The sequence below is a fragment of the Frigoribacterium sp. CF331 genome (genome assembly GCF_057787905.1).
The window spans coordinates 1807892-1829335 of record NZ_CM173545.1 but is presented as its reverse complement, the minus strand read 5'-3'; the positions used below and the strand labels follow the sequence as shown (position 1 = coordinate 1829335).

Here is a 21444-nt window from a genome sequence, read left to right as displayed (position 1 = left end):
TCGTCGACGCGCGCTCAGGCACCGAGGTCGTCGAGATCGTCGGGCGTGGGCTCGCGGGGTTCGTCCCGCACGACGGTCAACGACTCGCCGCCGTCGGCGACGTCGACCCGGACGGTGTCACCGTCGACGACCTCACCACCGAGCAGCGCCATGGCCAGGCGGTCGTCGATCTGACGCTGCATGAGCCGGCGCAGCGGGCGGGCGCCGTAGATCGGGTCGTGGCCGCGCTCGGCCAGCCAGGCCCGGGCGTCGGGGGTGACGGCGAGCGACAGGCGGCGGTCGCCCAGACGGCGGCCGAGGCGGTCGACGTAGAGCGAGACGATCTGGCCGAGGTCGTCGGCGCTGAGCGTCGAGAACACCACGATGTCGTCGAGCCGGTTGACGAACTCGGGCTTGAACGCCTGACGGACGAGCCCCTGCACGAGCTCTTCTTTCTCGGGGTCGCTGAGCGACGGGTCGGTGATGACCTGCGAGCCGAGGTTCGAGGTGAGCACGAGGATCGTGTTGCGGAAGTCGACGGTGCGCCCCTGGCCGTCGGTCAGCCGGCCGTCGTCGAGCACCTGCAGCAGCACGTCGAACACCTCGGGGTGCGCCTTCTCGACCTCGTCGAGCAGCACCACGCTGTAGGGGCGACGCCGGACGGCTTCGGTCAGCTGGCCGCCGGCCTCGTAGCCGACGTAACCAGGAGGCGCGCCCACGAGGCGGGACACGCTGTGCTTCTCGCCGTACTCGCTCATGTCGATGCGGACGAGCGCCTTCTCGTCGTCGAAGAGGAAGTCGGCGAGGGCCTTGGCGAGCTCGGTCTTGCCGACGCCGGTCGGCCCCAGGAAGAGGAACGAACCGGTCGGGCGGTCGGGGTCGCTGATGCCCGCGCGGGTGCGTCGGACCGCTTCCGAGACGGCCTGGACGGCCGCCTTCTGACCGATGAGGCGCCTCCCGAGCTCACTCTCGAGGTGCAGCAGCTTCTCGGTCTCGCCGCTGAGCAGCCGCCCGACGGGGATGCCCGTCCAGGCGGCGACGACCTCGGCGATGTCGGCGTCGGTGACCGAGTCGCTGACCAAGCGGTCGTCCGACTTCTCGAAGGACTCGGCGTCGGCGAGGCGCTTCTCGATGTCGGGGATGCGCTCGTAGCTGATGCGGGCGGCGTCTTCGTACCGGCCCTCGCGCAGGGCCCGGTCGGCGTCGATGCGGGCCTCGTTGAGGTCGCTGCGCAGGGTGCCGACGCCCTGCAGGGCGGCCTTCTCGGCCTGCCACCGGGCGTTCAGGGCGTCGTAGGCGGCCTGTCGCTCGGCGATGGTCTCGCGCAGGGTGGCGAGGCGGGCCTGCGAGGCGTCGTCCTTCTCCTTCTTGAGGGCGAGCTCTTCGATCTGCAGCCGGACGAGGCCGCGGTAGAGCTGGTCGAGCTCGACGGGCGACGAGTCGATCTCCATCTTGAGGCGGCTGCCCGCCTCGTCGACGAGGTCGATCGCCTTGTCGGGCAGCTGGCGGCTGGGGATGTACCGGTTCGACAAGGAGGCGGCGGCCACCAGGGCACCGTCGGTGATCGTGACCCCGTGGTGCGCTTCGTACCGCTCTTTCAGGCCGCGGAGGATCGCGACGGTGTCCTCGACGCTCGGCTCGCCGACGTACACCTGCTGGAACCGCCGTTCGAGGGCGGCGTCCTTCTCGATGTACTGGCGGTACTCGTCGAGGGTGGTGGCGCCGATCAGCCGCAGCTCGCCGCGGGCGAGCATGGGCTTGAGCATGTTCGAGGCCGCGACCGAGCCCTCGCCGCCGCCGGCGCCCATCAGGGTGTGCAGCTCGTCGATGAAGGTGATGACCTGGCCGTCGCTCTTGGTGATCTCCTTCAGCACGTCCTTGAGGCGCTCCTCGAACTCGCCGCGGTACTTCGCGCCGGCGACGAGGGCGGCCAGGTCGAGGCTGATCAGCCGCTTGTCTTTGAGACTGTCGGCGACGTCGCCCTCGACGATGCGCTGGGCGAGCCCCTCGACGACCGCGGTCTTGCCGACGCCGGGTTCGCCGATCAGCACGGGGTTGTTCTTGGTGCGCCGGGTGAGCACCTGGCTGATGCGTCGGATCTCGGCGTCGCGGCCGATGACCGGGTCGAGCTTGCCGCTGCGGGCGATCGCCGTGAGGTCGACGCCGTACTTCTCGAGCGCGGACTTCTGCTTCTCGTCGGAAGCGGGGGCACCCTGCAGGTTCGCCATGGGTGGTGCCTTTCGTGGAGGTGACGGACAGGAGGCGGTGGCCCACTCGTCGGGTCGAAGTTGAGTTGGCCTGACTCAAGTTTACGACCAGGTCGCCCTGAGCGCCAGGGCTGCGCAATGTGGGCGTCACTCATCTCGTGGTTGAAATATGTACATTGAGGATGTAGTATTTCTGTTGTTTTGTTTCTCGCCTGCCCTCCCGGTGGGCCGACCACGAAAGACACACACTCACATGAAGATCGCAAAAGCCGGGGCCGCGTTCGGCCTCGCCGCGGTGACGCTCGCGTCGTCGCTCTCGATGGGGGCGGCGGCGAACGCTGCTCCCGACACCTCCGCAAGCCGATTCCTCGCACCGTTCGTCTAAACTTTCAGCGGCCTGAACGGTTACGTCGCTTACGACCGGGACTTCGCCCAGGGAGAGAAGGTGCCAACCTACGAAGAGGCGAAGAAGAATGCGGCTCTCTACGTGTTCCCTGGGATCGGAACCAAGGGGCCCATCACCTCGGCCAACGGCCAGTGCCTGGTCGGACACGACCAGACGGCCAAGATCGAGCTCGAGACTTGCGATGTGTCCAGTGCCGATCAGGTCTTCTCTGTGGCATCGAACGGACGCATCACATCACGGTGGGGCACTACCTTCTACTTCAACGAGAGCTCGGGCTTGAAGCTCTCCACGAACACTAGTTACAACGATCGCCTGGCGAGCTTGGACGATGCCACTGCAGCAGCCACGGCCCTGAGCATCGACGTGTACGAGCGGACGGCCATGGTCAAGGGCTACGCCGAGCCGGGTACGGTGGTGCGCGTCAAGGGAGCGGGAACGAACAAGACCGTGCAGGCCGATGTGACCACCGGCGAATGGAGCACCACGGTCAAGGGTCTCGCCCTCGGAGAGAACGCATTCACGTTCGAGTCGTTCGACGAGGACAACCAGTCCGTTGGCAAGTACTCGTTCACGGTGGACATCCCCGTGACGGAGCTGGGCGCGACGGTGAAGTCCACGAGCGTGTTCGACGGGACGGCCGTGGTCGAGATCACCGGCACCCCCGGCCTGTCGCTGGACTACCAGGGCCGAGACGTCGAGCTCGACCGCGACGGCAAGGCGACCGTGACCGTCGACGGCCTGAGCACCGGTGCCAACACGGTCCGGTTCCAGCAGTACGAGGGCGGCAAGCAGATCGGCGCCGACCTCGACTACGACATCCAGGTCGTCGTGGCGAACATCACCGCGAAGGCCGAGTTCGACAGCCGCGGCAACGACCACGACGCCATCGTCTCGGGCACCGCCGAGCCCAAGGCCGACATCCGCGTCGTCGACGACAACGGCCTCGAGACCACGACCACCGCCGGCGACGACGGCTCCTGGTCCACCCCCGTCCCGGCCCCGGGTGCCGGCATCCAGGGCTTCGAGGCCAGCCAGTCGATCAAGGGCACGGACGCGGGCTCGTACGACGTGACCCTGAACTACGGCGCGGAGGTCGACATCACCTCGCCCCGGGCCGACAGCAACTGGGCCGGCGGCGACCTGACCATGCGCGGTGACGGCCAGTACGAAGCCGCCGTCGAGATCACCGAGAAGGGCAGCGACACCGTCGTGGCCTCGGCCACCGGCATCAACAACGGCACCTGGTCCGTCAAGGTCCCCGACGTCGACGGTGACCACAAGCACACCTTCACCGCCACGATGCACTCCAAGGGCAACCTCACCACGACCAACACGATCGTGCTGAACCCCGACAAGGACGAAGCCGAGACGGCCGCCCCCCTGGCGCTGACGAACCCCGACGCCGCCCAGCTCGCCGCCGGCTACACGCCCAACGCCGCGTACACCTTCCGCGGCACCGGCAAGCCGAACTCGACCATCACGGTCGAGAACCTCAAGGGCATGAAGCTCGGCACCACCACCGTCGACGACAAGGGCACCTGGGCCTGGACCCGCAGCAACATGGGCACCTACAACTGGAGCATGAACTTCGTCCAGGACAAGGGCACGGCGGGCGAGCAGACCGTCGCCCTGACCGGGTTCAAGCCCGGTGCCGAGACGCCCAAGCCCGGCACGCCCGTCGTGATCACGAACCCCGCCGACGTCAGCGTCGGTTACACCCCGGGCGGCTCGTTCACCTTCACCGGCACCGCCGCACCCGACACCGCGATCACGGTCGAGAACGCCGTCGGCATGAAGCTCGGCGCGACCACCACCGACGCCGAGGGCGACTGGGCGTTCACCCGCACCAACATGGGCACCTACAACTGGACGATCCACTTCATCGCCGACAAGGGAGGCGCCGACGAACAGCGCGGCATCCTCACCGGCTTCAAGCCCAACCCCGACGCCGGCCCCGTCCAGGTGACCAACCCCACCCCCGCCCAGATCGCGGCCGGCTACACCGCGAACGCCGCCTACACCTTCGAGGGCACCGGCACCCCCGGCAAGACCATCACGGTCCAGAACCTCAAGGGCCTCGTCCTCGGCACCACCACCGTCGCCGACAACGGCACCTGGTCGTGGACCCGCACCAACATGGGCACCTACGTGTGGTCCCTGGACTTCGTCCAGGACGCCGGCACCGCCGGCGAAGCCACCGCCCCCGTCAGGGACTTCGCCCCGAAGGCCTGACACCCACCCCGAGCACGACGCGTCCACCCACGCGGTGAACCCGTCGAGCCCACCCCGAGGGCGGTGCCCCGCGCCGCCCTCGGGCCCCCTGCCCGCACCATCGAGACGAAGGCCAACCCGCCATGACCACGAAACCCCTCCTCGCCACCGCGCTCGCCGGTCTCGCCCTGCTCGGCGCCCTGACCGGCTGCACGAGCACCCCCGACACCGCCGACCCCCTGCCCACCCCGACCGGTCAGCCCGACAACGAGTGCGTCGACGGCATCGCCTACCTCCAGTTCACCGAGACCGACACCGACCTCTCGCTGCCGGAGGGCTGCAGCACCGTCATCGTCCTCGGCGACGGCGGCACCGCCACCCTCGGCCCCGTCGACGACCTCTCGGTGATGGGCGACGGCAACACCGTGACCCTCGACAGCGTCCACCGCATCGATCCCACCGGCAACGACAACACCATCACCTACGGCGGCGACGCCCCCGAGATCCTCGGCGACGACACCACGAACGGCACCGGCAACACCATCACGGCCGGCTGACGCCCCCACGGCACGACCGACCGAGCACGACCTGGCGGCCGGACCTCACCGAGGTCCGGCCGCTTCCGTCTGCCCGGCGGCACCGTCCAGGGTCGCCCCCCGGGGCACGCGACAAGGCGTGGGTCGTGAATATCGCATACCATGTGATGTGTTTGTTGTTCACCGCCCGTCGGGCCGACCACGAAAGACACACACCATGAAGATCGCCAAGACCGGGGCCGCACTCGGCCTCGCCGCGCTGACGCTCGCGTCATCGCTCTCGACCGGGGCCGCCGCCGGTGCCGTCTCGACGACGGACCCTCAGGCCGCGAAGGCACAGAAAGGCGTCCGTCTGGTGTTCCATCGAGGTGCGACACAGTTCGACTACCTGTTCAAGAACGGTTCTTACACACAGGCGGGGACCGCCGATTCCCTCGCTACGGCGCTGAGCAAGACCGCCTCTTTTCCCATCAAGGCCAGGAAGAGCGGCTGGTTCCAGCTGCAGGACGTCTCGGTCACCGGCGCCTGTCTAGGAATCGGCAACGCGAACGGCGCGCTGACCGGAGTCAACTGCGACACCGCGGCCAGCTGGATTCGAGCCACCGACTCCGTTCTCCAGTTCGAGAAGTACCCATCGACCAAGGTCACCGGCAAGTACGGCGTCTGGATGGCCACGAGCAACTCGACGTCATCCGTCTCGATCCCCCTCGTGGCGGGCGCAGCCGACATCGGGGCCTCCTACGCTGACACCCTGAGCGTCGACGTGTACGACCGCACGGCTGTCGTCAAGGGACATTCCGAGCCGGGGGCGGTGGTGCGCGTCAAAGGTGCGGAGACGAACAAGACCACCCAGGCCGACCCGACCACCGGCGAGTGGACCACGACGGTCAAGGGACTCGCCCTCGGAGAGAACGCCTTCACGGCCGAGTCGTTCGACGAGAACAACGTGTCGCTCGGCAAGTCCCCGTTCACGGTCGACGTCCCCGTGACGGAGCTGGGCGCGACGGTGAAGTCCACGAGCGTGTACGACGGGACGGCCGTCGTCGAGGTCACCGGCACCCCCGGCCTGTCGCTCGACTACCAGGCCAGGGAGGTCGAGCTCGACCGCGACGGCAAGGCGACGGTCCTCGTGGACGGCCTCACGCAGGGGTCGAACATCGTGACCTTCCAGCAATTCGAAGGCGGCGAGCAGATCGGCGCCGACCTCGACCACGACGTCCAGGTCGTGGTCAGAGACATCACCGCGAAGGCCGAGTTCGACAGCCGCGGCAACGACCACGACGCCGTCCTCTCGGGCACCGCCGAAGCCAAGGCCGACATCCGCGTCGTCGACGACAACGGCCTCGAGACGACGACCACCGCCGGCGTTGACGGCTCCTGGTCCACCCCCGTCCCGGCCCCGGGTGCCGGGCTGCACACCTTCGAGGCCACCCAGTCGATCAAGGGCACGGACGCCGGCTCGTACGAGGTGACCCTCAACTACGGCGCCGAAGTCGACATCACCTCACCCCGCGCCGACAGCAACTGGGCCGGGGGCACCCTGACCATGCGCGGTGACGGCCAGTACGAAGCCGCCGTCGAGATCACCGAGAAGGGCAGCGACACCGTCGTGGCCTCGACGAGCGGCATCAACAACGGCACCTGGTCCGTCAGGGTCCCCGACGTCGACGGCGAGCACAGGCACACCTTCACCGCCACGATGCGCTCTCAGGGCAACTTGACCACCACCGACACCATCGTGTTGAACCCTGACGAGGACGATGCCGAGACGGCTCGCCCCCTGGCGTTGACGAACCCCGACGCCGCCCAGCTCGCCGCCGGCTACATCCCCGACTCCGCCTACACCTTCCGCGGCACCGGCACCCCGGGCAGACTGATCACCGTGGAGAACTTCAAGGGCCTCCGCCTCGGTGCCACCATCGTCGACGACAAGGGCGTCTGGGCCTGGACCCGCAGCAACATGGGCACCTACAACTGGAGCATGAACTTCGTCCAGGACAAGGGCACGCCGGGCGAGCAGACCGTCGCCCTGACCGGCTTCAAGCCCGACCCCGACGCCGGCCCCGTCCAGGTGACCAACCCCACCCCCGCCCAGATCGCGGCCGGCTACACCGCGAACGCCGCCTACACCTTCGAGGGCACCGGCACCCCCGGCAAGACCATCACGGTCCAGAACCTCAAGGGCCTCGTCCTCGGCACCACCACCGTCGCCGACAACGGCACCTGGTCGTGGACCCGCACCAACATGGGCACCTACGTGTGGTCCCTGGACTTCGTCCAGGACGCCGGCACCGCCGGCGAGACCACCGCCCCCGTCAGGGACTTCGCCCCGAAGGCCTGACACCCACCCCGAGCACGACCGAGCGGCCGGACCTCCCGAGGTCCGGCCGCTCGCGTCCGTCCGGCAATCGCAGCAGACATCGGCGCGGGCCTTTGGACCAGCCGGGGACACGGGCATCGCGGACAGCGGTTCGCGGGCGGTGCACGATGGCCCGGTGCTCGATCATCGACTCGCCCGACGGCTGCGCGACGCCGGCCTCCGGTGGCGACCCCGGCCCGGTGACCGCTTCGTCCTCGAGACCGAGGGCTTCGAAGCCGACGTCTTCACCCTGAGCGACATGACCATCGAAGCCCACGAGTACCCGACCGGCACCGTCCTCGGGTTCAACGGCACCACCGAATGGGCACTGGACTCCGTCGCGGCGGCCGACGCCCTGTGGCTGCCCCGCGAGGACCAGCTGCGCGAGCTGCTCGGGCCCGCGTTCGTCGGCCTCCACCGCACCCCCGGCGACGGCGGCACGGGCGGGTACGAGGTGCGCACGCGCGTGACCGGCACGGACGAGACCGTCCCACACCGCGCCTCCGAGGCCGAGGACGCCTACGCCCAGGCGCTGCTGGCCTACATCGACGCCTCGCTGCGGCTCGACTGACCCTCGACGGGCGCGCGTCCGTCCACCGTCAGGACGTCCAGGGCGCGGCCGGTCGGCGCCCTCGATCAGACGGTCGGCGCCCGCCGGGTCGACCGCGTGACGATGAACTTCGCATCGCGCGAGACCTGCTCCGTCGGGCCGACGGTCCGCTCGAGGTCGGGCCGGTAGCCCAGCGGGGAGTTCCAGACGCACCAGAGCTCACCGCCGGGACGCAGCAGTCGGGCCGCCGCCACGAACAGCTTGTGGGCGATGCCCGCGTGGACCGTGGCTCCCACGTGGAAGGGTGGGTTCAACAGGACGAGGTCGGCCGAGGCCGCGGGCAGGCTCGCACCCGCGTCGTCGCGAGAGACGCGGACCCGCTCGGCGACGCCGGTGGCGGCCGTCGTCGCCCGGGCCGACTCGACCGCCGCCCAGGACTGGTCGGTCGCGACGACGCGCGCCTCGGGGCGCGCGAGCGCGAACGACGCGGCGAGCACCCCGGTGCCGCAACCGAGGTCGACGACGTCGAGGCGCTCGGGTCCGACGCGGTCGAGCACCGCGAGCAGGCGGCGGGTGCCGATGTCGATCGTGCTGCCGGCGAACGCCGCGCCGTGCGCGACGACGACCAGCTCGCCGTGCTCCGACGCCTTCGGCCAGGTGCTCCGGGCACCCGGGCGCGGGGACGTGGCGGTCAGCACGCGCGACTTCTGGCGGGCGAGCCCCGCGGTCACCTCGCCGAAGTGGCGGCGCAGGACGTCGTTCATGGCCAGGGTCATGTGCTTCACGCGCCCGCCGGCGACGAGCCGCACCCCGGGGTGGGCGTGGGCCGCCACCTGCTCGGCGATCTCGTCGAGCGCGTCGAGGCCACGGGGCAACTGCAGCAGGACCGTCCGCGCGCCGGCGAGCAGGTCGGCGTCGAGCCCGTGGTGGCTCCAGGTGACCGGGAGCTCGAGCCGCTCGGCGTTCGCCGCCAGGGCCAGCTCACCCGAGAGGGAGTCCTGGTGCACGCGCACGGGGTGCCCGCCGACCAGCTCGGCGGTGCCGAGGGTGAGGGCGCCGTACCGGTCACCGATCACGACGACGTCGTCCGACCGCGAGACGAGCGCCTCGCGCGCCGTGTCGAGCAGCAGCCGGTCGGTGGCGTCATGCGCGACGAGCTCGGGTGCCTCGACGTCGGGCCATCGGCGGAGCCGGTCGAAGTCGATCACCAGGCCACGCTAGCGGTCGCCGGCACCCGCACCCTGCGGCCGGGCGGGCCCGGGCCGTCAGCGCAGCGGCCGCCACACGACCACCGACGTCTGGCGCGTGGGTCGCGTGCCGTGCTTGAGCGGGACGACCCCGCCCTCGCCCGCGGCGAAGACCCGTGCCCCGGGCCGGTTGACCAGCTCGTCGGCGAGGGCGCGCTCGAGTTCGCGGACGCGCTTCTGCAGCGACGTCACCTGGTTCTCGAGTTCGAGGACGCGCCTGATGCCCTCGAGCGACACGCCCTCGCCGCCCAACCGAGCGATCTCGCGCAGCTGCACGACGTCGCGCATTGAGTACCGACGCGACTTGCCGGCCGTGCGCTGCGGCACGACGAGGCCGAGCCGGTCGTACTGCCGCAGCGTCTGGGCGTGCAAGCCGGACAGCTCGGAGGCCGTCGCGATCGCGAAGAGCGGGGAGTCCTCGTCCAGCGGGGCGGCGTGCGGTTGCGGGCGGTCCATCTGCTGCTCCTTCGGCGGTGTCGTGGCGCCGGGCGGTCAGGCGCGGGCCGCGCGGTCAGGCCCGGGTCGATCAGACCAGGCGCGGGCGGTCAGGCCCGGGCGCGGGCGATCAGGTCGTCGCGGGGGTTCTCGGCGGGCAGGGCGGCGGCGAGCGCCTCGACGGCCTCGCGGGCCTTGTCGTTGAGGTGCGCGGGCACGGCCACCTGGACGGTGGCGAGCAGGTCGCCCACGCCGTCCTTCGCGTGGACGCCGCGCCCCTTGACGCGCAGCACGCGTCCGGACGGGGTGCCCGGCGCGACGCGGAGGCGCACCGGGTCGCCGCCGAGGGTGGGCACCTCGATGGTCGCCCCGAGGGTGGCCTCGGCGAAGGTGACGGGCACGTCGAGCCGCAGGTTCTTGCCGTCGAGCTCGAAGACCGGGTGCTTGCGGACCGCGACGGTGAGCACCATGTCGCCGGCCTCGCCGCCGTCGGGGCTCTGCTCGCCCCGGCCGCGCAGCTTGATCTTCTGGCCGTCGTGCACGCCCGCGGGGATGCGGACCTTCATCGGCTTGCCGTTCGACGCCTGCAGCGTGATGGTCTCGCCGACGATCGCGGTCTGGAAGTCGAGGGTCGTGCTGGCCGTCATGTCACGGCCCTTCGACGGGCCGCCGAAGCCACGGTAGCCGCCGCTGGTCTGGCCGAAGCCGCCACCGCCGAACATGCCGCCGAAGATGTCGTCGAACCCGCCGCCGCCGCCCTGGCGGAACTGCGTGCGCTGACCGCCCTGGTTGAACATGCCGCCGAAGACGTCCTCGAACCCGCCACCCGAGCCTCCGGGGCCGCCGCTGCCGGCCGTGAAGCGGGCACCGTTGCCCATCGCCCGCACCTGGTCGTACTCACGGCGCTGCTCGGGGTCGGAGAGCACCGAGTTGGCCTCGCTGATCTCCTTGAACTTGGCCTCGCTGGCCGCGTCGCCCGGGTTGCTGTCGGGGTGGTGCTTGCGCGCGAGCTTGCGGTAGACCTTCTTCAGCTCGGCCGGCGTGACGTCTTTGGAGACGCCGAGGACGGCGTAGAAGTCCTTGTCGAACCAGTCCTGACTCGCCATGCGGCACCTCCTTCCTTGACTGGAGGTCACCGACCGGCGGTGACCTGGAGAGAACGGGGGAGGCGGTGGGCACCTCGTCGAGGAGCCCACCGCCGGTCGCGACTCGCGTCGCAGGGGGTGGTGACGGACGGCCCGGGGGCCGCCCGTCACCGGGGTGTCACTGCGGGGTGTGCACCGCGACCTTGGCGGCCCGGATGACCCGGTCGCCGATCGTGTAGCCCGGCTCGATGACGTCCGCGACGGTGTTGACCGTCACGTCGGCGCTCGGCAGCTGGACGAGGGCGTCGTGCTTGCTCGGGTCGAAGACGTCGCCCTTCGCGCCGATCTGCGTCAGGCCGAACTTGTCGAGCCCCCCGCGGATCTTCTGCGCGATGACGGTCATCGGGCCCTCGGCGAGATCGCCGTGCTGTTCGGCACGGGCGAGGTCGTCGAGCGCCGGCAACAGCGACCGGACGACCTCGGCGACCACGGCCTCGCGGTTCGCCTCACGGTCACGCTCGACGCGCCTCCGGAAGTTCACCAGCTCGGCCTGGGCCCTCAGCATGTCTTGACGCATGTCGGCCACGAGGTCGGCACTCGCCGCGTCGAGGATGGCCTCGTCGTCGGCGCTGAGCGTCTCGGTGCCCTCGGGGGCCCCGGCCATCGCCTCGGCCGCGGCCTTGGCACCCGCCGGGGCCCCGGCGTCGGCCGGGACCTCGACGTCGGGCGCCTCGGCGTCGACGAGCTCGTCGGGGTCGACCACGTCGGCCGTGCCCCCGTCTTCGGACGGGGTCGCGGGACGCGGCTCGTCGTCGGGCGTCTTGTTCTGGTCAGTCATGCCGACCGCCTCTACTTCTTGTCGTTGTCGTCGTCGTCCACGACCTCGGCGTCGACGATGTCCTCGTCGTCACCCTGGGCCTGGCCGTCGGCCGGAGCGCCGTCGGTGCCCGCGGCACCCGCGGCGCCGGCCTGGTCGGCCTGGCTCTGCGAGTAGATCGCCTGGCCGAGCTTCTGCTGGCTCTCGTTGAGCTTGTCGAACGCGGGCTTGATCGCGGACTCGTCGTCACCGGCGAGCGCCGACTTGAGCGAGTCGACGTCGGCCTGCACCTCGGACTTGACGTCGGCGGGCAGCTTGTCGTCGTTCTCCTTGATCAGCTTCTCGATCGAGTAGACGAGCTGCTCGGCCGAGTTGCGGGTCTCGTTGGCCTCGCGACGCGCCTTGTCCTCGGCGGCGTTCTCTTCCGCCTCGCGGACCATGCGCTCGATGTCGTCCTTCGACAGCGACGAGCCGCCCGAGATGACCATCGACTGCTCCTTGCCGGTGCCCTTGTCCTTCGCGGACACGTGCACGATGCCGTTGGCGTCGATGTCGAACGTGACCTCGATCTGCGGCACGCCACGGGGGGCCGGGGCGATGCCGGTCAGCTCGAAGGTGCCGAGGTTCTTGTTGTCACGCGTGAACTCGCGCTCGCCCTGGAAGACCTGGATCGCGACGGACGGCTGGTTGTCGTCGGCCGTCGTGAAGGTCTCGCTGCGCTTGGTCGGGATGGCCGTGTTGCGCTCGATGAGCTTGGTCATCGCGCCGCCCTTGGTCTCGATGCCGAGGCTCAGCGGGGTGACGTCGATCAGCAGGACGTCCTTGCGCTCGCCCTTCAGCACGCCGGCCTGCAGGGCGGCGCCCACGGCCACGACCTCGTCGGGGTTGACGCCCTTGTTGGGCTCCTGGCCACCGGTGAGCTGCTTGACGACCTCGGTGACGGCCGGCATGCGGGTCGAACCACCGACGAGCACGACGTGGGCGATGTCGCCCACCTTCACGCCCGCCTCCTTGATGACGTCGTTGAACGGCTTCTTGGTGCGGTCGAGCAGGTCGCTCGTCCACTGCTCGAACTGCGAGCGCGAGATGGTCTCGTCGAGGTTGAGCGGGCCCTCGGCCGTCAGGGTGAGGTACGGCAGCTGGATGCTGGTCGAGGTGCTCGACGACAGTTCTTTCTTGGCCTGCTCGGCGGCCTCTTTCAGGCGCTGCTTGGCGATCTTGTCGGTCGACAGGTCGACGCCGTGGGCGTCCTTGAACTTCTTGATCAGGTGCTCGACGATGCGGTTGTCCCAGTCGTCGCCGCCGAGGCGGTTGTCACCCGAGGTGCTGCGCACCTGAATGGTCGAGAAGTCCTCGTCCTTGCCGACTTCGAGCAGCGAGACGTCGAACGTGCCGCCACCGAGGTCGAAGACGAGGATGAGCTCGTCTTCCTTGCCCTTGTCGAGGCCGTAGGCCAGGGCGGCCGCGGTCGGCTCGTTGATGATGCGCAGGACGTTGAGGCCCGCGATCTCGCCGGCCTCTTTGGTGGCCTGGCGCTCGGAGTCGTTGAAGTACGCCGGCACGGTGATGACCGCGTCGGTGACGTCCTCGCCGAGGTACTGCTCGGCGTCGCGCTTGAGCTTGCCGAGGATGCGGGCGCTGATCTCTTGCGGGGTGTACTTCTTGTCGTCGATCTCGACCTTCCAGTCGGTGCCGACGTGGCGCTTGACCGACGCGATGGTGCGGTCGACGTTGGTGACGGCCTGGCGCTTGGCGGTCTCGCCGACCAGCACCTCGCCGTCCTTGGTGAACGCGACGACCGAGGGGGTCGTGCGCAGACCCTCGGCGTTCGCGATGACGGTGGGCTCGCCACCCTCGAGGACGCTGACGACCGAGTTGGTGGTGCCGAGGTCGATTCCTACTGCACGTGCCATGTGCGATTTCTCCTTCGTGGTGCGGTGTGACGAAAGCCTTGGGGGCCGGCCTTGAGTCGGCCAGGCTCAACTTTACTCACCTCGCCGCCGAGGTCAAGCTGTGAACCTGAAAGTTGAGCCAGAACGGCTCAACTCCCGATCGTGCCGTGACGGACGAGGAGGCGCGGCCCGCGTCGGTCACGTCCGCCCACTATGTTGACCCCCATGACCGCAGCGCAGACGCTCGCCGACAGCAGCCCGATCCCGCGTCGACGGGTCGTGTCGTGGGCCCTGTGGGACTGGGGCTCGGCCGCGTTCAACGCCGTCGTCACGTCGTTCGTCTTCAGCACCTACCTGGCCAGCGGGGCCTTCGTCGACCCGGCGGTCGTCGCCGCGGCCGGCGACGACACCCGCAACCCCGCCCTGGTGCTGGCCAAGGCCGAGAACGCGACGGTCATCTCGACGGCCCTGACGATCGCGGGCGTGCTGATCGCCCTGCTCGCGCCCGTGCTGGGCCAGCGCAGCGACGGGTCCGGCCGACGCAAGCTCTGGCTGGCGATCAACACCGGCCTGGTCGTCCTGGCGATGCTGGCGATGGTGTTCGTCGCCCCGGCGCCGGGCTACCTGGTCTTCGGCGCGGCCCTGCTCGCGGTCGGCAACCTCTTCTTCGAGTTCGCCAGCGTCAACTACAACGCCATGCTCGTGCAGGTCTCGACGCCGAGGACCATCGGCAAGGTGTCGGGCTTCGGCTGGGGCCTCGGCTACGTCGGCGGCATCGTGCTGCTGCTGCTGTTGCTCGTCGCCTTCTTGCAGAGCTTCGGCGTCGAGGGGCGCGGCGGCCTGCTCGGCGTCGCCACGGGCACCGCGGGCGGCTCATGGGACGTCCGCCTGTCGATCGTCGTCGCCGCCGTGTGGTTCGCCGTGTTCGCCGTGCCGGTGCTGCTGTCGGTGCCCGAGCTGCCCGCCACCGCCGCGAGGGCCCGGGTGGGGCTGTGGCGCTCGTACCGCCTCCTGGGGTCGACGATCGCGAAGCTCTGGCGCACCAACCGCCAGGTGCTGCTGTTCTTGCTGGCGAGCGCGGTCTTCCGTGACGGGCTGGCGGCCGTGTTCACCTTCGGCGCGATCATCGCGGCCCAGGTCTTCGGGTTCTCGCCGAGCATGGTGATCTACTTCGCCGTCGGCGCGAACCTCGTGGCCGGCATCGGCACGTTCGTCGGCGGCTGGCTCGACGACCGCCTCGGAGCCAAGACGATCATCGTCGGGTCGTTGATCGGCCTCGTGGCCGCGGCCTTCGCCGTGCTCGCCATCGGCACCGCGACGAACCTGTTCTGGGTGTTCGGCCTGGCCCTGGCGCTCTTCGTCGGACCGATCCAGTCGGCGAGCCGGTCGTTCCTCGCCCGCATCACTCCCCCGGGCCGCGAGGGCGAGGTCTTCGGCCTCTACGCGACGACGGGCCGGGCCGTCAGCTTCTTGGCGCCAGGGCTCTTCACGGTGTTCGTCGGCGCGACGGGCGACACCCGCTTCGGCATCGTGGGCATCGCCCTCGTCCTGCTGGCCGGTCTCGTGCTGATGCTGCCGGTCCGGGCGACGCAGCGGGCGATCGACTGAGGCCGCGAGGCCCCGTCGACCGGCCCGTCAGCTCGCCGGCGAGACCGAGGAGGCGCCGGCCAGGTAGTCCGCGACCGTGTCGTCGCGCAGGGCCTCACGCAGGGCGTAGAGCCGGTCGACGTCGAACGAGACGTAGGACTGCCCGTCCGCCGAGGTGCCCCCGCCCGACGTCGCCATCGTGAACGTCGACAGGTCGGACGGCCTCAGGCCACGGGCGCTCCAGGCGATCTCGGCCATGCGGGTCGGCGTCAGGCCGGCGTCGACGGCGACGTGGTCGGCGGTCGCGGCGACGAACGCCGAGAGGGCGGCCGGGTCGGTGAGGGTGTGGCGGTCGAGCACACCGCCGACGAGACCGCGGACGAAGGCCTGCTGGTTGCGCACCCGCTGGTGGTCGGCCTCGGCGAAGGACTTCCGTTCGCGGACGAAGGCGAGGGCCTGCTCGCCGTCGAGGTGGTTCTCACCCCGGACGAACTCGTGGCCACCCGCCCGGAACGCCCGCTCGCTGACGACGTCGACGCCGCCGAGCGCGTCGGTCATCGCCTCGAAGCCGACGAAGTCGATCTCGGCCACGTGGTCGATGCGGGTCTGCAGCAACTGCTCGACCGTCTGCACCGTGAGGGGCACGCCGCCCCAGCTGTACGCGGCGTTGATCTTGGCCATCCCGTGACCCGGCACGTCGACCCAGGTGTCGCGCATGATCGACATCACGTAGGCGGCGCTGCGGTCGGCCGGCAGGTGGACCAGCATCATCGAGTCCGAGCGCCCCGAGGCCCCCGCGACACGGGTGTCGGAGCCGAGCAGCAGCACGTCGAGGGCCCCGTCGTCGACCGGCGCGGGCCGGTCGGCCTCGGCCGGGAAGGGGGACGCGATCGTGGTCGCGCCGTCGTCCCACGTGCGGGCGAGGTGCGCCAGGTACCCCGCCCCGACGCCGAAGACAAGCACGGGCACCCCGACGAAGACGACCAGGGCGGCCACGAGGGTGGCGACGACGCGGCGACGACGCCGACGGCCGCGTCGACGGGCCGACCGCTCGCCTCGGGACGGCGGCGCGTCGGTGGTCGCGGGCCCGGCGAGGCCGAGTCGGTCGAGCGCGTCCCCGGCGGGGGCGGCGGGTCCGGACGGGTGCTGGTCGGAAGTCATCCTAATATTGTATTTCACATCCGAGAATGCGACAAGGTGCGGGACGGGAGGCGCGGTGACGGCCGGCACCGCGCCTCCCGGAGGCTCCGCCTCGCGGACGACGACAGCGTCGGCGGTGGTCCGTAGGCTGGCCCGGTGAGCACCCTCGACGACGACTACGACATCCGCACCTTCGCGGCCGCGCTCGACCCCGAGGCGGGCGACGGGTCACCCCGCGCCGACGCCGCGACCGCCGCCTGGGTCGCCGCCGAGTCGATGGGGTTCCACGAGCCCGCGGCGGACGACGACGCCCTGGGCCGCTCCGCCCGGCGACTCGTCGCCGACGGTCGGCGCCTGACCGGCGTCTACCGTCGAGACGCGAACCCGGGCTCGCTCGACGCCGAAGGCCGCCCCGTCGCCACGTTCACCTCGTTCGACAAGACCTTGCACGTCGGCGGCGGCCGCCTCGTCGAGGCCGACCTCGTCGCCGGCGTGACGGTCCAGCCGACCCACCGACGCCGCGGCCTGCTGCGTCGCATGATCACCGACGACCTCGCGAGGGCGAGGTCGGCGGGCACCCCGGTCGCCGCGCTCACCGCGAGCGAGGGCTCGATCTACCGTCGTTTCGGCTTCGGCGTGGGCGTCCGCGAGCGCACGATCGAGGTCGACGTGCGACGGGCCGGCGGCCTGCTGAGCGAGCCCGAGGGCAGCACCGAGCTCGTCACCCCGGCCTCGCTGACCGAGACAGCACCCGCCGTCTTCGCGCGCTTCCACCGCCGCACCCCGGGGTCGATCGACCGTCACGAGGGCTCGTGGGACAACGTGCTCCGCCGCGAACGGGCCGACGGCACCCCCGACCCCGCCGTCCGGGCCGCGGTCCACCGCGACGCGACCGGGGCGGTCGACGGCTACGTCACCTACCGGGTGGACTCGATCGGCGGGGGCCCGGGTTCGACCGGCACGCAGACCCTCGTCGTCATCGACCTCGTCGCCGCCACCGACGACGCGTACCTGGGGCTGTGGCAGCTGCTGCTCGCCGTCGACCTGGTCGCCACGGTGCGGTACCCGAACGCCCCGCAGCACGACCCCCTCGCCCACGCGCTGGTCGACGGGCGAGCGCTGACGATCGTCCACGACGAGGACCACGTGTGGTTCCGCGTCCTCGACCCCGTCGCCGCCCTGCAGGCCCGGCCGTGGGCCGCCGACGGCGTGGTGACCGTCGCGATCGGCGACTCGCTCGGGCACGCGGCGGGCACCTACCGCATCACGAGCGAGGGCGGCGACGCCACCGTCAAGAAGGCCGCCGTGCGCCGTGCCGACCTCGAGCTCGACGTCGCGACGCTCGGCTCGCTCTGGCTCGGCGGCTTCGACCCGGTCACCCTGGCCGCGGCCGGCCTCGTGCGCGAACGGCGGAAGGGCGCCGTCGCCCGGCTGCGGGCGATGCTGACCCCCGAGCGCCCGGTGCACGGCATCACCTACTTCTGACGCCGCGCCCCTCCGGCCACCCCGGCCAGGGCACCGGCCGTGCCGGCCAGCAGCATGATCGTGGTCGCCGTCGCCAGCTCTCGCGGGTCGGCCGCGAGCGACCGGAAGCCCGCGACCAACGTGGCGGGGCTCACCGCCGCGCCCCCGCGGGTCGAGAGCACCATGACGGTGCCGCCACCCACCACGCTGGCCGACGCGGTCACGGTGGCGGCGACCACGGCGCGGGCGACGGGTCGGTGACGGAGCAGGGCGAGGGGCGACAGCACGGCGGCTCTTTCGACGGAAGAGAACGTGGGTTATCTATATCACGCCCCGCCCGCACCGGGCACACGCACGCGTCACCTCGGCCCCCCGGCACGCCGAGCCGAGGAGGCACGAGGTCGTTCGACGCCGAGCCAACCGTCAGGGGGCGCACGGGGCCGCACGCCAGAATCGGCTCGAGGTGCCGCCCCGGCGACCGGCACCCTCGTCACCCCGAGAGCGGAGGGACCCGCATGGCGAGCACGGCCCAGCTGCGAGCGCTGCGCGCCTCGCTGCCCGTCGTCGCCGAGCGCGCCCCGGCCCTCGCCGACGACTTCTACCGCCGGCTGTTCGCGGCCCGTCCCGACCTGCTGCGCGACCGGTTCAACCGGGGCGACCTGGCCCAGGGGCGGCAGCAGCGCGAGCTGGCCCGCACGATCGTGGCGCTGGCCGAAGCGGTGCTCGAGGCGGCCCCGGGGTCGACGTGGGCCGCGGACGCGGACCGGCACCGCGCCTCCTCGGGTGGCGGCGCAGACCGGCACCGCGCCTCCCCGGACGGTGGCACCGCCCGGCAGGCGGGGGCGCCGACCCTCGCCCCCGCGACGCCCGGCGAGATCGTGTCGCGGCTGGCCCAGCGGCACGCCGCCCTCGGCGTCACCCGCGACGAGTACGACCTGTTCGGTCGGCACCTCGCCGAGTCCCTCGCCGCCACCCTCGGCGTGGAGGCCACCCCGGCGGTCGTCGACGCCTGGGCGGAGGTGTACCGCGCGGCCCGCGACGAGATGGTCGCGATCGTCGAGGCGATCTACCGGCAGGCCGACCTCGAGCCGGGCGAGGAGTGGCGCGAGGCCCTCGTGACGGAGCGGCGGGTCGAGGCCGAGGACGTCGTCGCGCTGACGCTCGTCTCGGCCGACAGCGAGGCCCTGCCCCGGTACCGCGCGGGCCAGTTCGCCTCGGTGCAGGTGCGGCTGGCCGACGGGGCCCGGCAGATCCGGCAGTACAGCCTGCGCGGCGGGCCCGACGAGCAGTGGCGCATCAGCGCGCGATTGCTCGTCGGCGAGCGGCCCGCCCCCGACGGTGAGGTCTCGTCCTACCTGATGCGCGAGCTGAGGGTCGGCGACGTCGTGAGCGTCTCGCCGCCGATCGGGTCGTTGACCATCGACGACCTCGACGACGCGCCGCTGCTGTTCGTCTCGGCGGGCATCGGCTGCACGCCCGTGCTCGGCATGCTCGACCACCTGGCCCGCACCGAACCCGACCGGCCCGTGACCGTCCTGCACTTCGAGCGCACGCCCGAGCGGCACGCCCACCGGGTCGAGCTCGAGGCCCTCGTCGCCTCCATGCCGAACGCGACCCTGCGCGTCAGCTACACGCAGGGGTCGCTGTCGGCCCTCGGCGCCCTGGCCGAGGCGTCGATCGACGGGCCGGGGGTCTACCTCGACCCGATCGACCTCGACCGGGTCGACCTCACGCCGGCGCACCGGGTCTTCTTGTGCGGACCCGTGCCGTTCATGGCCATCGCCCGAGCCGCGCTGATCGGCCACGGGGTCGACGCCGAGCGCGTGCACTACTTCGTCTTCGGGCCGGACGACGGCAGCGTGACCGGGGCCGACACCGGGCTGCGCGGGCTCGGATAGGCCCGCGCGGGCCCGGGTGGGGCCGGGCGGGCTGGTGTCCGCGTTTGGCGGTGTCGGCGGCTCGGGGCATACTCGGTATGCACGGTCGCCGGGGGTGGGGGCCGCGCCACGTGACACGGGTCGCGTGACGAGAAGCGGAGGGCTCCATGGCGGGACGACCAGACGACGTGGCCACCTCGTGACCGTCAGGCTCGGGTTGCTGGCGATCCTCGACCAGGCTCCCGGCTACGGGTACCAGCTGCGCAGCGAATTCGACCGACGCACCGGGTCGACGTGGCCGCTCAACGTCGGCCAGGTCTACTCGACGCTCGAACGCCTCGACCGCGACGGCCTCGTCGAGAGGGACGACCCGACCGACGGCGCGGCCACCGACGGCGCCTCCACCGGCGACCGGTCCACGCCGGGCGACCAGCACCGGCTCTGGCGCATCACCGAGGCCGGCCGCGCCGAGGTCGCCCGCTGGCTCGCGTCGGCGGTCGACAGCCCTGACGCGACCCGCGACGAACTGCCGCTCAAGTTCGCCCTCGCCGCGACGCTGCCCGGGGTCGACGTCGTGACGCTCGTGCAGACCCAGCGCCGCGCCTCCCTGGCGAAGCTGCAACGCCTGACCCGTGGCAAGCGGGCGGGCGGCGACCCGGGCGCACCGGGCGAGTTCGCCTGGCAGCTCGTCGTCGACTCGATGATCTTCGCGGCCGAGGCCGAGGTGCGCTGGCTCGACCACGTCGAGTCGCGCGTGCGCCGGGCGTCGCTCGCCGAGCGGCAGTGGGCGGTCGACGCGACGCCGGGTTCGCCGACGGCCGGCCCGACGACGACCCCGCGGGTCGCGGCCGGGTCCGACCGGGCGCGCGGCGAGACCCTCCGGGGCCGGTCGTGACGGGCCGCGCCGAGGTGCTGACCATGCTCGCCGTCCGGCACGAGCACGGCAGCGGCGACCTCGCCCGCACCGCCCTCGACGGAGTGAGCCTGACCGTGCACGAGGGCGAGCTCGTCGCCGTGATGGGCGCCTCGGGGTCGGGCAAATCGACCCTGCTGGCGATCGCCGGCGGGCTGACCACGCCGACCGCCGGCCACGTGCAGGTCGACGGCACGTGGCTGGCCGACCTGAGCCCCGCCGAGGTCGCGCGGGTGCGCCGACGGTCGGTGGGCATCGTCTTTCAGCAGTTCAACCTCGTGTCCACCCTCACGGCGGCCGAGAACGTGGCCCTGCCGCTCGAGCTCGACGGCATCGGGGCGAAGGCCGCCCGCCGCGCCGCCGACGACGCCCTCGTGAGCCTCGGCCTCGCCGGTCGGGGGCGGGCGTTCCCCGCCGAACTGTCCGGTGGCGAGCAGCAGCGCGTGGCGATCGCCCGTGCGCTCGTCGGCAGTCGGCGCCTGGTGCTCGCCGACGAACCGACCGGAGCCCTCGACAGCACGACCGGCGACGAGGTCATGGCCCTGCTGCGCGAGCGCGTCGACGCCGGGGCCGCCGGGCTGCTCGTGACGCACGACGCCCGCCACGCGGCCTGGGCCGACCGCATCGTGTTCCTGCGCGACGGGCGCCTGGTCGACGAGTCGGCGCCGCGCGGCCCCGAGTCGTTGCTGGCTCCGGAGGCGCGGTGACGGCGGGCGGCGAGGGGTCGTGCCCCGGTCAC

The 21444-nt window shown here is 71.5% G+C and carries 18 protein-coding genes; 10 read left to right on the top strand and 8 right to left on the bottom strand.

Going from position 1 to position 21444, the window contains the following annotated elements; genetic code table 11:
• Nucleotides 1–14: 14 nt before the first annotated feature.
• Nucleotides 15–2207, bottom strand: a complete 2193-nt coding sequence (locus tag AC3CCI_RS08540; RefSeq protein ID WP_354595231.1) for an ATP-dependent Clp protease ATP-binding subunit — start codon at nucleotides 2205–2207, stop codon at nucleotides 15–17.
• Between the two features lie 232 nt (nucleotides 2208–2439).
• Here AC3CCI_RS08540 and AC3CCI_RS08535 point away from each other — a divergent pair, with 232 nt between their 5' ends.
• The 5 genes from AC3CCI_RS08535 to AC3CCI_RS08515 all read left to right on the top strand — a co-directional run bounded on the left by AC3CCI_RS08535 (nucleotide 2440) and on the right by AC3CCI_RS08515 (nucleotide 8269).
• Nucleotides 2440–2571, top strand: a complete 132-nt coding sequence (locus tag AC3CCI_RS08535; RefSeq protein ID WP_488626867.1) for a hypothetical protein — start codon at nucleotides 2440–2442, stop codon at nucleotides 2569–2571.
• A gap of 297 nt (nucleotides 2572–2868) precedes the next feature.
• Nucleotides 2869–4824 carry a hypothetical protein gene (locus tag AC3CCI_RS08530; protein ID WP_488626866.1) on the top strand — a complete coding sequence of 652 codons (1956 nt, stop codon included), beginning with the start codon at nucleotides 2869–2871 and terminating at the stop codon, nucleotides 4822–4824.
• Nucleotides 4825–4946: 122 nt separating this feature from the next.
• On the top strand, nucleotides 4947–5360 hold the full coding sequence (locus AC3CCI_RS08525) for a DUF3060 domain-containing protein (protein WP_354595233.1): 414 nt from the start codon (nucleotides 4947–4949) through the stop codon (nucleotides 5358–5360).
• Between the two features lie 196 nt (nucleotides 5361–5556).
• A complete protein-coding gene (locus AC3CCI_RS08520) occupies nucleotides 5557–7680 on the top strand; it encodes a hypothetical protein (protein WP_488626865.1) in 2124 nt (707 codons plus the stop codon).
• Between the two features lie 154 nt (nucleotides 7681–7834).
• Nucleotides 7835–8269 (top strand): pilus assembly protein CpaE, encoded by a 435-nt coding sequence (locus AC3CCI_RS08515; protein ID WP_354595235.1) that lies wholly within the window; start codon nucleotides 7835–7837, stop codon nucleotides 8267–8269.
• A gap of 65 nt (nucleotides 8270–8334) precedes the next feature.
• Here the strand turns inward: AC3CCI_RS08515 and AC3CCI_RS08510 are convergent, their stop codons facing one another.
• From AC3CCI_RS08510 to dnaK, 5 genes are all read right to left on the bottom strand, one after another.
• Complete coding sequence (locus tag AC3CCI_RS08510) at nucleotides 8335–9459, bottom strand: class I SAM-dependent methyltransferase (protein ID WP_488628676.1); 1125 nt, start codon at nucleotides 9457–9459, stop codon at nucleotides 8335–8337.
• Between the two features lie 54 nt (nucleotides 9460–9513).
• Nucleotides 9514–9951, bottom strand: coding sequence for a heat shock protein transcriptional repressor HspR (locus AC3CCI_RS08505; RefSeq protein ID WP_354595237.1), 438 nt, complete (start codon nucleotides 9949–9951; stop codon nucleotides 9514–9516).
• A gap of 89 nt (nucleotides 9952–10040) precedes the next feature.
• Nucleotides 10041–11036, bottom strand: a complete 996-nt coding sequence (locus AC3CCI_RS08500) for a DnaJ C-terminal domain-containing protein (RefSeq protein WP_354595238.1) — start codon at nucleotides 11034–11036, stop codon at nucleotides 10041–10043.
• 157 nt (nucleotides 11037–11193) lie between these two features.
• Complete coding sequence (locus tag AC3CCI_RS08495; RefSeq protein WP_354595239.1) at nucleotides 11194–11853, bottom strand: nucleotide exchange factor GrpE; 660 nt, start codon at nucleotides 11851–11853, stop codon at nucleotides 11194–11196.
• A gap of 11 nt (nucleotides 11854–11864) precedes the next feature.
• Complete coding sequence (gene dnaK / locus AC3CCI_RS08490; RefSeq protein WP_354595240.1) at nucleotides 11865–13745, bottom strand: molecular chaperone DnaK; 1881 nt, start codon at nucleotides 13743–13745, stop codon at nucleotides 11865–11867.
• 204 nt (nucleotides 13746–13949) lie between these two features.
• Here dnaK and AC3CCI_RS08485 point away from each other — a divergent pair, with 204 nt between their 5' ends.
• Nucleotides 13950–15332 (top strand): MFS transporter, encoded by a 1383-nt coding sequence (locus AC3CCI_RS08485; RefSeq protein WP_488626864.1) that lies wholly within the window; start codon nucleotides 13950–13952, stop codon nucleotides 15330–15332.
• A 27-nt stretch (nucleotides 15333–15359) separates the two neighbouring features.
• Here the strand turns inward: AC3CCI_RS08485 and AC3CCI_RS08480 are convergent, their stop codons facing one another.
• Entirely contained in the window at nucleotides 15360–16472 is a 1113-nt protein-coding gene (locus AC3CCI_RS08480) for an LCP family protein (protein ID WP_488626863.1), read from the bottom strand.
• Nucleotides 16473–16607: 135 nt separating this feature from the next.
• On the opposite strand from AC3CCI_RS08480, the gene AC3CCI_RS08475 reads away from it, so the two are divergent.
• Complete coding sequence (locus AC3CCI_RS08475) at nucleotides 16608–17936, top strand: GNAT family N-acetyltransferase (protein ID WP_488626862.1); 1329 nt, start codon at nucleotides 16608–16610, stop codon at nucleotides 17934–17936.
• Here AC3CCI_RS08475 and AC3CCI_RS08470 read toward each other — a convergent pair.
• Nucleotides 17927–18202 carry a hypothetical protein gene (locus AC3CCI_RS08470; RefSeq protein ID WP_488626861.1) on the bottom strand — a complete coding sequence of 92 codons (276 nt, stop codon included), beginning with the start codon at nucleotides 18200–18202 and terminating at the stop codon, nucleotides 17927–17929. The two genes, AC3CCI_RS08475 and AC3CCI_RS08470, sit on opposite strands and share 10 nt — an antisense overlap.
• 228 nt (nucleotides 18203–18430) lie before the next feature.
• On the opposite strand from AC3CCI_RS08470, the gene AC3CCI_RS08465 reads away from it, so the two are divergent.
• From AC3CCI_RS08465 to AC3CCI_RS08455, 3 genes are all read left to right on the top strand, one after another.
• Entirely contained in the window at nucleotides 18431–19813 is a 1383-nt protein-coding gene (locus AC3CCI_RS08465) for a globin domain-containing protein (RefSeq protein WP_488626860.1), read from the top strand.
• Between the two features lie 178 nt (nucleotides 19814–19991).
• Nucleotides 19992–20687, top strand: a complete 696-nt coding sequence (locus AC3CCI_RS08460) for a PadR family transcriptional regulator (RefSeq protein ID WP_488626859.1) — start codon at nucleotides 19992–19994, stop codon at nucleotides 20685–20687.
• A 23-nt stretch (nucleotides 20688–20710) separates the two neighbouring features.
• On the top strand, nucleotides 20711–21412 hold the full coding sequence (locus AC3CCI_RS08455; protein WP_488628675.1) for an ABC transporter ATP-binding protein: 702 nt from the start codon (nucleotides 20711–20713) through the stop codon (nucleotides 21410–21412).
• Nucleotides 21413–21444: the final 32 nt, after the last annotated feature.